General features: G+C 63.8%; 11 protein-coding genes. 5 read left to right on the forward strand and 6 right to left on the reverse strand.

Features of this window, described 5'->3' with window-relative positions; genetic code table 11:
• Positions 1 to 48 precede the first annotated feature (48 nt).
• Positions 49 to 348 (reverse strand): Asp-tRNA(Asn)/Glu-tRNA(Gln) amidotransferase subunit GatC, encoded by a 300-nt coding sequence (gene gatC, locus AWB79_RS02165; protein WP_035509719.1) that lies wholly within the window; start codon positions 346 to 348, stop codon positions 49 to 51.
• A 376-nt stretch (positions 349 to 724) separates the two neighbouring features.
• Here gatC and AWB79_RS02170 point away from each other — a divergent pair, with 376 nt between their 5' ends.
• The 5 genes from AWB79_RS02170 (at position 725) to rodA (ending at position 7,163) form a co-directional block, all read left to right on the forward strand.
• Positions 725 to 1,768: a rod shape-determining protein gene (locus tag AWB79_RS02170; protein WP_004189550.1), complete on the forward strand. Its 1,044-nt coding sequence runs from the start codon at positions 725 to 727 to the stop codon at positions 1,766 to 1,768.
• 213 nt (positions 1,769 to 1,981) lie between these two features.
• Positions 1,982 to 3,106, forward strand: coding sequence for a rod shape-determining protein MreC (mreC, locus tag AWB79_RS02175; RefSeq protein WP_061165704.1), 1,125 nt, complete (start codon positions 1,982 to 1,984; stop codon positions 3,104 to 3,106).
• On the forward strand, positions 3,103 to 3,615 hold the full coding sequence (mreD, locus tag AWB79_RS02180; protein WP_061165705.1) for a rod shape-determining protein MreD: 513 nt from the start codon (positions 3,103 to 3,105) through the stop codon (positions 3,613 to 3,615). The genes mreC and mreD overlap by 4 nt, the downstream gene beginning before the upstream one ends.
• A gap of 90 nt (positions 3,616 to 3,705) precedes the next feature.
• A complete protein-coding gene (mrdA, locus tag AWB79_RS02185; protein WP_061165706.1) occupies positions 3,706 to 5,991 on the forward strand; it encodes a penicillin-binding protein 2 in 2,286 nt (761 codons plus the stop codon).
• Positions 5,992 to 6,014: 23 nt separating this feature from the next.
• Complete coding sequence (rodA, locus tag AWB79_RS02190; protein ID WP_061165946.1) at positions 6,015 to 7,163, forward strand: rod shape-determining protein RodA; 1,149 nt, start codon at positions 6,015 to 6,017, stop codon at positions 7,161 to 7,163.
• Positions 7,164 to 7,235: 72 nt separating this feature from the next.
• Here the strand turns inward: rodA and AWB79_RS02195 are convergent, their stop codons facing one another.
• From AWB79_RS02195 to queC, 5 genes are all read right to left on the reverse strand, one after another.
• The gene (locus AWB79_RS02195; protein WP_061165707.1) at positions 7,236 to 7,916 is read right to left on the reverse strand and encodes a tetratricopeptide repeat protein; all 681 of its coding nucleotides are present in this window, start codon (positions 7,914 to 7,916) and stop codon (positions 7,236 to 7,238) included.
• Complete coding sequence (locus tag AWB79_RS02200; protein ID WP_061165708.1) at positions 7,913 to 8,695, reverse strand: HpcH/HpaI aldolase family protein; 783 nt, start codon at positions 8,693 to 8,695, stop codon at positions 7,913 to 7,915. The genes AWB79_RS02195 and AWB79_RS02200 overlap by 4 nt, the downstream gene beginning before the upstream one ends.
• A 184-nt stretch (positions 8,696 to 8,879) precedes the next feature.
• Positions 8,880 to 9,326: a 6-carboxytetrahydropterin synthase QueD gene (gene queD / locus AWB79_RS02205; RefSeq protein WP_061165709.1), complete on the reverse strand. Its 447-nt coding sequence runs from the start codon at positions 9,324 to 9,326 to the stop codon at positions 8,880 to 8,882.
• A 13-nt stretch (positions 9,327 to 9,339) separates the two neighbouring features.
• On the reverse strand, positions 9,340 to 9,972 hold the full coding sequence (queE, locus tag AWB79_RS02210) for a 7-carboxy-7-deazaguanine synthase (RefSeq protein ID WP_061165710.1): 633 nt from the start codon (positions 9,970 to 9,972) through the stop codon (positions 9,340 to 9,342).
• Between the two features lie 28 nt (positions 9,973 to 10,000).
• Positions 10,001 to 10,735 (reverse strand): 7-cyano-7-deazaguanine synthase QueC, encoded by a 735-nt coding sequence (gene queC, locus AWB79_RS02215; protein ID WP_061165711.1) that lies wholly within the window; start codon positions 10,733 to 10,735, stop codon positions 10,001 to 10,003.
• Positions 10,736 to 10,912: the final 177 nt, after the last annotated feature.

A 10,912-nucleotide genomic window follows, 5' to 3' on the forward strand; every position in this document is an offset into this window, starting at 1 on the left:
CCTGATGAGCGCGGTCTGAATCACGCGCTGACGCTGAATGTTTGATGCTTACTCGATGACTTTCGGCACGAGATACAGCCCGTCCTGCACGGCGGGTGCGGAGCGCTGGAACTCTTCGCGCTCGACGCGCTCTGAGACAGCGTCGTCACGCAGACGCAGCGCGACTTCCTCGATCTGCTCGATCGGGTGCGCGAGCGGTTCGATGCCGGTCGTATCGACGGCCTGCATCTGCTCGACGAGACCGAAGAAATCGTTGAGTCGTGCGAGCGTGGGCTCGGCTTCGTGGTCGGGCAATTCGAGCCGCGCGAGATGCGCGATGCGTTTTACGTCGGTCAGGGTCAAAGACATGGAATCACCGGAGAAAGCGTGGACAGCCCCAGATTCGAAAACTTTCGCTGCAACAGCAAGTTACGAACTTGAAAGGAGCCCTCGGAAGCAGGTCTGGCGATGGCAAAAACTGCCATCCTTTTCCTATAGATACCCACAAATTATAAGGTATCATTACACGTTCGACTCACCTCTGGTTCGGCCTCACAGCGGCTTTCTCCCTGAATCAATGAATTGCGAGAAACGTTTGCGTAAGGCAGGCCATTCTGCGGTAGATTTCTTCCCGGATATGCACATTACGGCGAGCGTTCGCCGCCCGGGCAATCCGTTATTTTTTCCGCTGCCGTCCCCGGCGCTCATGGCGACGAACGGCCACTCAGCGAGACAGGATTTTTGAATGTTCGGTTTTTTGCGCAGCTATTTCTCCAACGACCTGGCGATTGACCTCGGCACTGCCAATACGCTGATTTACATGCGCGGCAAGGGTATCGTCCTCGACGAACCGTCGGTCGTTTCGATCCGCCAGGAAGGCGGCCCCAACGGCAAGAAGACCATTCAGGCAGTCGGCAAGGAAGCCAAGCAGATGCTCGGCAAAGTGCCGGGCAACATCGAGGCCATCCGGCCTATGAAGGACGGCGTGATCGCCGACTTCACCGTCACCGAGCAGATGATCAAGCAGTTCATCAAGACCGCTCACGAATCGCGCATGTTCTCGCCGTCGCCGCGCATCATCATCTGCGTGCCGTGCGGTTCCACGCAGGTCGAGCGCCGCGCCATCAAGGAAGCGGCACACGGCGCGGGCGCCTCGCAGGTCTATCTGATCGAAGAACCCATGGCCGCGGCAATCGGCGCGGGCCTGCCGGTGTCGGAAGCAACGGGCTCCATGGTCGTCGACATCGGCGGCGGCACGACGGAAGTCGGCGTCATCTCGCTGGGCGGTATCGTGTACAAAGGCTCGGTGCGCGTGGGCGGCGACAAGTTCGACGAAGCGATCGTCAACTACATCCGCCGCAACTACGGGATGCTGATCGGCGAACAGACGGCCGAAGCCATCAAGAAGGAAATCGGTTCGGCGTTCCCGGGTTCCGAAGTGAAGGAAATGGAAGTCAAGGGCCGCAACCTGTCCGAAGGCATTCCGCGCAGCTTCACCATTTCGAGCAACGAAATTCTCGAAGCGCTCACGGACCCGCTGAACCAGATCGTGTCTTCGGTGAAGATCGCGCTGGAACAGACGCCGCCGGAACTCGGCGCGGACATCGCCGAGCGCGGCATGATGCTGACGGGCGGCGGCGCGCTCCTGCGCGACCTCGACCGCCTGCTCGCGGAAGAAACCGGCCTGCCGGTGCTCGTCGCCGAAGATCCGCTGACCTGCGTGGTGCGTGGCTCGGGCATGGCGCTCGAGCGCATGGACAAGCTCGGCAGCATCTTCTCGTACGAGTGATCTCACGCGTGGAACCGTCCGCCCTTCCTTTCGGCGCGACCGTTTTCCCCGCAGCGACTGAACGCACGCGCGGCACTCGCCGCACTCGCGTAACGCGACGCGCGCGCGGCCCGGCACCCGTCCGGGCCGTTGTCGAAACAGCGTAGGGCAGGTTTCGCCACCGGCGAGATACCTGCAGCATCGATCCACCCGCTCACGCCCTCGGCGCTGACCATGGAATACAGTCCGCCGCCACTTTTCAAGCAAGGCCCGTCGGCGCTCGCGCGTCTGATCTTCTTCGTGGTGCTCGCCATCGCGCTGCTCGTGTCGGACGCGCGCTTCAGCACGCTCGAAATCGTGCGCGGCATGCTCGGCGCGGGACTTTATCCGTTGCAGCGCGCCGCGCTCGTGCCGCGCGACATCTTCATGGGCGCAGCGGATCTCGCCGTGACCAGCGCCACGCTGCGCAGCGAAAACAAGAAACTCGCCGACAAGAATCTTGAACTCTCAGTGAAGGCCGGCGACGCGGCGCAACTGGCCATCGAGAACGCGCATCTGCGCGCGCTTCTGAATCTCCAATCGCGCGCGACCACCGACGAAACGCCCGCCGAAATCCAGTACGACACGCGCGATCCGTTCACGCAGAAAGTCGTGATCGGCAAGGGTTCGCAACAGAACATCCAGGATGGCGCGCCGGTCGTCACTGAGGATGGCGTAATCGGCCAGGTCACGCGCGTGTTCCCGCTGCAGTCCGAAGTCACGCTGCTCACCGACAAGGACCAGGCCGTGCCCGTGCAAATCATGCGCACCGGCTTGCGCAGCGTGATCTACGGCACGCCGAAGGGCGACACGCTCGACCTGCGTTTCGTGCCGATCAGCGCCGATGTCCAGGCCGGCGACGAGCTCGTGACCAGCGGCCTGGACGGCATCTATCCGCCGGGATTGCCGGTGGCGAAGGTCCTACGCGTGGACAAGCAGGCGGACACGGCGTTCGCGCGCGTGGTCTGCGTGCCCATCGCGGCGGTGCGCGGCGCGCGTCAGTTGCTCGTGCTGCACTACAACCTGAACGAGCCGCCGAATCCGATCGAAGTCGAAGCGGCCGCGGCCGCGAAGGAAGCGAAGGAAAACAAGGGCAAGAAGAAGCCGGCGGCCAAGGCGGCCGCGGGTGCAAGCGGTGCATCGGCAGTCGCGGGTGCGTCCGCGCCGGCTGCGGGCTCCGCGCCCCCTGCGGCGGCAGCGCCTGCCGCGCAAGCGTCCGCGCCCAGGGCAGCCGCGCCGAAAGCGGCATCGGGGGCGGCGGCGAAGCCATCGAAGAAGGCGCATAGTTCCAAGCCCGCATCCTCGGGAGCCGCGCGATGAACCGTCCGCAATACATCCTGCAGCCGGTCAATCCGTACTTCATCACGTTCAGCCTCGCGGCCGCGTTCTTGCTGAACCTGATGCCGTGGGGACGGCTCATCGGCGTGCCGGATTTCGTCGCTCTCGTGCTGCTGTTCTGGAATGTCCATCAACCGCGCAAGGTCGGCATGGGTATCGCGTTCATGCTCGGCATTCTGATGGACGTGCACAATGCGAATCTGCTGGGCGAGCACGCGCTCGCGTACACGCTGCTGTCCTACGGCGCGATCACGATTCACCGTCGCGTGCTGTGGATGGCGCTGCCCGTGCAGATGTTCGTCGTCGCACCGCTCCTGGTGGGCGCGCACCTCGTGCCGTTCATCATCCGACTGATGACGGGCGCCGCCTTTCCCGGCTGGAGCTATCTGATCAACGGGTTCGTGGAAGCGCTCCTGTGGCCGATCGCCAGCTTTTTGCTGCTGATGCCACAGCGCCGCGCCGCCGACCCGGACGATACGCGTCCGATCTGAGGCCGCGCGCCATCGGGCGCGCCGAATGAACCGCCGCGCGCGGACTACACTTGAAATCGCGGAGGATCGCGAGAAACCCGCGAAAGCTGCATGACCGAAATAAAGAACACCGAACAACAGTTGTCGAAGTTCCGCCTGCGCGTCGCGGCGGCGGGACTGTTCGTGTTCGTCTGCTTCGGGCTGATCGGGTTGCGTTTCCTGTATCTGCAGGTCTGGCACTTCAGCAAATACTCGTTGCAGGCGAACGAAAACCGCATTTCCGTCGCGCCGATCGTGCCGAACCGGGGCATCATCACCGACCGTAACGGCGTCGTGCTGGCGAAAAACTATTCCGCCTACACGCTCGAAATCACGCGTTCCAAGATCAACGGCACGCTCGACGAAACCATCGACGAGCTCTCGCAGGTCATTCCGATCGACCAGCGCGACCGCCGCCGTTTCAAGAAACTACTCGAAGATTCGAAGAATTTCGAAAGCCTGCCGATCCGCACGCGCCTGACCGACGAGGAAGTCGCGAAATTCACCGCGCAGCGTTTCCGCTTTCCCGGAGTTGAAGTGCGCGCGCGCCTGTTCCGCCAATATCCGCTCGGCATGACCGCCGCGCACGTGATCGGCTATATCGGGCGGATTTCGCAGCGCGATCAGGAGCGCATCGACGACGCCAGCGACGCCAACGACGAAAGCTCGGATCACTACGATCCGCGTCTCGATGCCAACAACTACAAGGGCACGGATTACGTCGGCAAGATCGGCGTCGAGCAGAGTTATGAAACCGAGCTGCATGGCCTGACCGGTTTCGAGGAAGTCGAAGTCACGGCGGGCGGCCGTCCGGTGCGTACGATGTCGCGCACTCAGGCGACGCCGGGCAACAATCTCCAGTTGTCGCTGGATATAGGGTTGCAGCAGGTCGCCGAACAGGCTTTCGCGGGCAAGCGCGGCGCGCTGGTCGCGATCGAGCCTTCCACTGGCGACGTGCTGGCGTTCGTCTCAGCGCCAAGTTTCGATCCGAATTCCTTCGTCGACGGCATCGATCAGCAAACCTGGGACGCGCTCAACAACTCGCCGGATCATCCGCTGCTGAATCGTCCGCTGCACGGCACGTATCCGCCGGGCTCGACCTACAAGCCGTTCATGGCGCTCGCCGCGCTGACGCTGCACAAGCGCACGCCGGGCTGGGGTTTCCAGGATCCGGGCTCCTATACCTTCGGCGGCCACACGTTCCGCAACGACGTGCGTTCCGGACAGGGCTGGGTCGACATGAACCGCGCGATCGTCGTGTCGAACGACACGTACTTCTACATGCTCGCGCACGATCTCGGCGTGAACGCCATGGCCGGCTTCATGAAGCCGTGGGGCTTCGGCCAGATCACCGGCATCGATATCGCGGGCGAGGCGCGCGGCATTCTTCCGTCGACGGAATGGAAGCGCAAGGCGTATCGCAAGCCCGAGCAGCAACGCTGGTACGAAGGCGAAACGATTTCCCTCGGCATCGGCCAGGGCTACAACTCGTTCACGATCCTGCAACTCGCGCATGCCACCGCGACGCTCGCGAACAACGGGGTCGTGATGAAGCCGCACCTCGTGCGCAATATCGAGAATCCGATCACCAAGGACATGCGCGCGGTCGTGCGCGACCCGAGCAACAAGATACCGGTCGCGCAGAAAGACATCGACTTCATCAAGCACGCGATGGAAGGCGTCGTGACGAACGGCACGGCGGCCAAGGTCTTCGCGGGCGCGCCATATCTCGCGGCGGGCAAGACGGGCACGGCGCAGGTGTATTCGCTGCAAGGCTCGAACTACCGGGGTCACGGCGCAACCTCCGAGCGTCTGCGCGACCACGCGTTGTTCATCGCGTTCGCGCCGGCGGAGAATCCGAAGATCGCGCTCGCGCTGATCGTCGAAAACGGCGGCTGGGGCGCGGAATCAGCCGGCCCGATCGCGCGCAAGGTGCTCGACTATTATCTGGTCGATCGCCTGAAGCCGGGCGCGGAAGCTGCGGCGGTCGCCGCCGCCGCATCCGCGACGGAAGATTCCGGCCTGCCGATGATCGGCGGCACACAATCGCCCGCCGCAATCGCGCTGCCCGCCTCGGTGGCGAATTCGTCGCCGGCGTTTTCGCCTCAGGCGGCGTCGAATCCCAGTGTCGCCCGAGCGGCGTCCGCGCCGGCGATTTCTGCATCGGCGGCGAAAGCGCAAAAGCCGCGCGCTGGTTCGGCCGCGCCCCCGACGCCTGCAGCGGCGCTGCCCGCTTCGACGCCCGGCCGCGCGCCCGAGCCGAAGAAGCGCCCGACCGAGCCGACGCCCACCATGGTGCGCGGCAACGGAAACGACGGCGTGCGCGTGCTCGCGCCGTCCGGCGGCATCGACGAATAAAGGAAACCGCCATGCAACTGCACATGCAATTCGACAAGCGCGAGGTGATCGATCGTGCCAAGCGCATGTTCGCGGGCTTCGACAAGCCGCTCGCGCTCATCGTGTTCCTGCTGCTGAGCGTCGGCATCGTGACGCTGTACAGCGCAAGCCTCGACGTGCCCGGGCGCGTCGAGGATCAGTTGCGCAACATCATGCTGACCTTCGGCCTGATGTGGGTGCTCGCCAATATTCCGCCACAAACGCTGATGCGCTTCGCGGTGCCGTTGTACACCGTCGGCGTCGCGCTGCTGATCGCGGTCGCGGCATTCGGCCTGACGCGCAAGGGCGCGAAGCGCTGGCTCAATGTCGGCGTGGTGATCCAGCCGTCGGAAATCATGAAGATCGCGATGCCGTTGATGCTCGCGTGGTACTACCAGAAGCGCGAAAGCAACATTCGCTGGTGGGATTACATCGTCGGCTTTCTGATTCTGATGCTGCCGGTGGGCCTCATCGCGAAGCAGCCGGATCTGGGCACGTCCGTGCTCGTGTTCGCGGCGGGCATGTTCGTCATCTACTTCGCGGGACTGAGCTTCAAGCTGATCGTGCCCGTGTTGATCGCGGCGGTCATCGCGGTGGCGGGCATCGCGACGTTCCAGGACAAGATCTGTCAGCCGGAAGTCGTCTGGCCGATGATGCACGACTATCAGAAGCACCGTATCTGCACGCTGCTCGATCCGACTTCCGATCCGCTCGGCAAGGGCTTCCACACGATTCAGGCGGTGATCGCGATCGGCTCTGGCGGAACGCTCGGCAAGGGCTGGCTGAAGGGCACGCAGGCGCACCTCGAATTCATCCCTGAAAAGCACACCGACTTCATCTTCGCGGTGTTTTCCGAGGAGTTCGGCCTTGCCGGCGGACTGGTGCTGCTCTTTCTCTATATGGCGCTGATCGCGCGCGGCCTTTTCATTGCGGCGAACGGCGCGACCTTCTTCGGGCGATTACTGGCCGGATCGCTCACGCTTGCGTTCTTTACTTATGCGTTCGTCAATATCGGCATGGTGAGCGGGATTCTGCCGGTCGTCGGCGTGCCGCTGCCCTTCATGAGTTATGGCGGCACCGCGCTGACGACGCTCGGCGTCGCGGTCGGGCTGATCATGAGCGTCGCGCGACAGAAGCGATTGATGCAAAGCTGATCGCCCTTGCAAACGCAAAAAGCCGTGGATTCCCTGTGAAATCCACGGCTTTTTTGTTTCCGACGCACGACGTCACTGAGGCTTTTTCTGCTCCAGTTCGGCGCTCAGTTGCAGATATTTGAGCTTGGCCGCCGGGTCGCCCTGCGCCGCCGCCGCCGCATAGTAGGCGCGCGCGACGTTCAGATTGCGCTCGACGCCGTCGCCGCCGCGCTCGTAAAACGAACCGGCGACGTATTGCGCCGTCATGTCGCCGCCCTCGGCCGCCTTCTTGTACCACGCGAACGCCTGCGTGTTGTCGCGCGCGGTGCCGCGTCCGTCGAGAAACTGGTTGGCGAGCGCCAGTTCCGCCTGCACATGCCCCTGATTCGCCGCGCGCAAGAACCAGCGATGTGCCTCCGTCGGGTCGCGCTCGACGAACTGCCCGTCGTCGTACATCTTGCCGTAGACGTATTGCGCGTGGGTCATGTTGGCGTCGGCGGCGCGGCGCAGCCATTTCTTGCCTTCGGGCACATCGGCCGGACCGCCTTCGCCGTTGAGCAGCATCATCGCGTAGTTGAATTCCGCGAGACGGCTGCCCTTCTGCGCCGCGCGACGAAACTCCGAGCGCGCCGCGGTGAAATTGCCCGCGTTGTAATCGGCGACGGCGTTCTGCGTCGCGAGGTCGGTTGGCTTCGGTGCGCTGTCGGCAAGCGCCGCGCCGCTCGAAAGCGACAAACTCAGCGCGGCGGCCACCAGCGCCCATGCCGTTTTCATGATCTCGCCTCCTGCAAAGCTGCGCGCGTCGCCTTCAACAGCCACATCACGTCCGCGCCGATCGCGACGAGCTTGATGCCCGCCTGCGCATACTGCCTGGCGCTCGCGGCGTCGAGCGCGAAGATCCCGCTCGCGATACCGGCGCGGTTCGCTGCAGCGACGATCTTGTCGATCGCCGCCTGCACGTCGGGATGCTTGCCATCGCCGAGATGGCCGAGACTCGCTGCGAGATCCGCCGGACCGATGAACAGGCAATCGACGCCCGGCGTCGCGGCGATCTCGTCGACCGCTTCGAGCGCCGCCACCGATTCGATCTGCACGATCGTCGCGATCTGCGCGTTCGCGCTCGCCACGTAATCGCGACGCATGCCGTATGCCGCGGCGCGTACCGCGCCCGCGACGCCGCGCAGGCCGTGTAAGTCCGCCTCGGTCGGATATTGCGTGAGCCGCACGGCGCGCGCGGCCTCTTCCGCCGATTGCACGTTCGGGAACATCAGCGTGCGCGCGCCGGCGTCGAGCGCGCGCTTGACCAGCCAGCCTTCGCTGGTCGGCACACGCACGATCGGCTCGCTCGGCAGATGTGCGGCCGCGATCGCGCGCAGTTGCGCGACGACGTCGGCGCTATCGTTCGGCGAGTGTTCCATATCGATGCAGAGCCAGTCGAAGCCCGCGTGCGCGAGCGCTTCGGCGGCATCGGCGCTGCCGAGCGACAGCCACAGGCCGAACAAGGTGCCGGTCTCGGAAAGGCGCTGCTTGATGGGATTGGTGAACGTGCTCATCGCGCGGCTCCTTCGCTTCGAAGGATCACGGCGCGCGGCCGTGGCGATGAAAACGACGGAAGAAGTGACGGCATGCGTGCGCTCCGTGTCGCGTCGGCCCGGGGAATGGGCGACTCATCGGACGATCATACCGTGACAAAGGTGCGCGCGCCCGGCGTGCTCCAGGCGCTCCACCCTTCCGGAATCAGGTGCGCTCGACGTCGGCCCAGCAGTTCGGCGTTTCGTAAAGACGCACGCGCTTGAGCTTCAGATTGACGCCGTAATGCGCGTCGTAGACGTTGGCGAGAATATCGAAGGCGACCGCCGCCAGATTCTCGACGGTCGGAATCCGGTCCAGCACGACGGTCTTGTGATCCGACAGCGTTTGCAGGAATTCGCGGACTTTGACATCGCCTTCATAAACGATGAACGCGTGGTCCCACTTGTTGACGAGATGCTCCATGGCCAGCGCCTTCACGTCGGCGAAGTCCATCACCATGCCGCGGTCGGGCGCGCCTTCGACGTCGACCAGATCGCCTTGCAGCGAAATTTCGAGCACGTAGCGATGGCCATGCAGATTGCGGCACTGGCTGCGGTGGTCGGGAATGCGGTGGCCCGCATCGAATTCGAGTTTTCGGGTAATCGTCTGCACGTCGGCTGACCGTTTAGGGAATGTTCAGGTATTTGTGCGTCTGCATCGACAGGCGCCACTTCGGATGGCGCTTGCACCAGTCGATCGCCAGCTTGGTGTTGATGTCGCGCGAGGGGCCGTCCATCGGCTGAACGAGAAAGTATTGGAAGTCGAGCTTCTCGTAGTCGGCCAGGCGCTGGTTGTCCTGGGGCACCACGACCTTCAACTCGTTGCCCTTCGTCACGACGAGCGGCGCGTCCGCTTTTGGACTCACGCAGATCCAGTCGATGCTTTCCAGCACCGGCAGCGATCCGTTCGTTTCAATGGCCATTTCGAAGCCCGCTTCGTGCAGCGCATCGACGAACGGCTGGTCGATCTGCAGCATCGGCTCGCCGCCGGTGCAAACGACGAACTTGTGCGCAGCGCCTTCCGGCCACAGCGACGCGATCTTCGCGACGAGTTCCGCCGGCGTCTTGTACTTGCCGCCGTTCTCGCCGTCGGTGCCGACGAAATCGGTGTCGCAAAACTGGCAGACGGCGTCGGCGCGATCTTCCTCGCGCCCCGACCAGAGATTGCAGCCCGCGAAGCGGCAGAACACGGCCGGACGCCCGGCATTGGCGCCTTCGCCCTGCAACGTGTAGAAAATTTCCTTTACCGCGTACGTCATGACTGCCCTGTGAACCTCGAATAAATAATCAGACCGGCGCGGTATCGACCTGCTCGCCTGCGCGATACGCCTCATAGCCACGCTTGCGCAGCTTGCATGCCGGGCACTGGCCGCAGCCGAAACCCCACTCGTGCAGTTCCGCGCGCTCGCCGACATAACACGTATGCGTTTCGACGCGGATCAGTTCGACGAGCGCCTCGCCGCCGAGCGTTTCCGCGAGACGCCACGTGTCGGCCTTGTCGAGCCACATCAGCGGCGTTTCCAGCGCGTAGCGCGTTTCCATGCCGAGATTGAGCGCGACTTGCAGCGCTTTCATGGTGTCGTCGCGGCAATCCGGATATCCGGAAAAATCCGTTTCGCACATGCCGCCGACCAAGACCTTCAATCCGCGCCGATACGCCACGGCCGCGGCAATCGTCATGAACAGCAGGTTGCGGCCCGGCACGAACGTGTTCGGCAAGCCGCTCGCCGTTGCCTGGATTTCGATCTCCCGGGTCATCGCCGTGTCGCTGATGGCGCCCAACACCGACAGATCGATCATGTGATCCTCGCCAAGGCGATCGGCCCAGTGCGGAAATTCGCGCGAGACCGCGGCGCGGAACCCGTCGCGGCATTCCAGTTCCACGCGATGCCGCTGTCCGTAATCGAAACCGAGTGTCTCGACCGTCCTGTAACGTTCGAGCGCCCATGCAAGGCAAGTGGCCGAGTCCTGGCCGCCGGAGAACAGCACAAGCGCGCTGTCTTTAGCGTCTATCCGAGTCACCGTGAAAGCTCCGTACTCCGTGATTGAGATGGCGTCGCGCGCCGCACAGTCAGTCGGAGTGACCGGACTTCGCGCCGAGCGATGCGGGCGGCGTTGCCCGCGAGTCCAGTATAGGCCGGCGACCTTTGCCCGGACGCGCAAGCCATTTATGCCGCCGATAGCGGAACGTGCGGCGGT

This window comes from Caballeronia hypogeia, assembly GCF_001544875.2.
Lineage (GTDB): Bacteria > Pseudomonadota > Gammaproteobacteria > Burkholderiales > Burkholderiaceae > Caballeronia > Caballeronia hypogeia.

Excerpts from the sequence above, each read along its gene's own strand:
- mreC (WP_061165704.1), top strand. The coding sequence starts at position 1,982 with ATGGAATACAGTCCGCCGCCACTTTTCAAGCAAGGCCCGTCGGCGCTC.
- gatC (WP_035509719.1), bottom strand. The coding sequence starts at position 348 with ATGTCTTTGACCCTGACCGACGTAAAACGCATCGCGCATCTCGCGCGG.
- queE (WP_061165710.1), bottom strand. The coding sequence starts at position 9,972 with ATGACGTACGCGGTAAAGGAAATTTTCTACACGTTGCAGGGCGAAGGC.
- AWB79_RS02200 (WP_061165708.1), bottom strand. The coding sequence starts at position 8,695 with ATGAGCACGTTCACCAATCCCATCAAGCAGCGCCTTTCCGAGACCGGC.
- rodA (WP_061165946.1), top strand. The coding sequence starts at position 6,015 with ATGCAATTCGACAAGCGCGAGGTGATCGATCGTGCCAAGCGCATGTTC.
- mreD (WP_061165705.1), top strand. The coding sequence starts at position 3,103 with ATGAACCGTCCGCAATACATCCTGCAGCCGGTCAATCCGTACTTCATC.
- mrdA (WP_061165706.1), top strand. The coding sequence starts at position 3,706 with ATGACCGAAATAAAGAACACCGAACAACAGTTGTCGAAGTTCCGCCTG.
- AWB79_RS02170 (WP_004189550.1), top strand. The coding sequence starts at position 725 with ATGTTCGGTTTTTTGCGCAGCTATTTCTCCAACGACCTGGCGATTGAC.
- AWB79_RS02195 (WP_061165707.1), bottom strand. The coding sequence starts at position 7,916 with ATGAAAACGGCATGGGCGCTGGTGGCCGCCGCGCTGAGTTTGTCGCTT.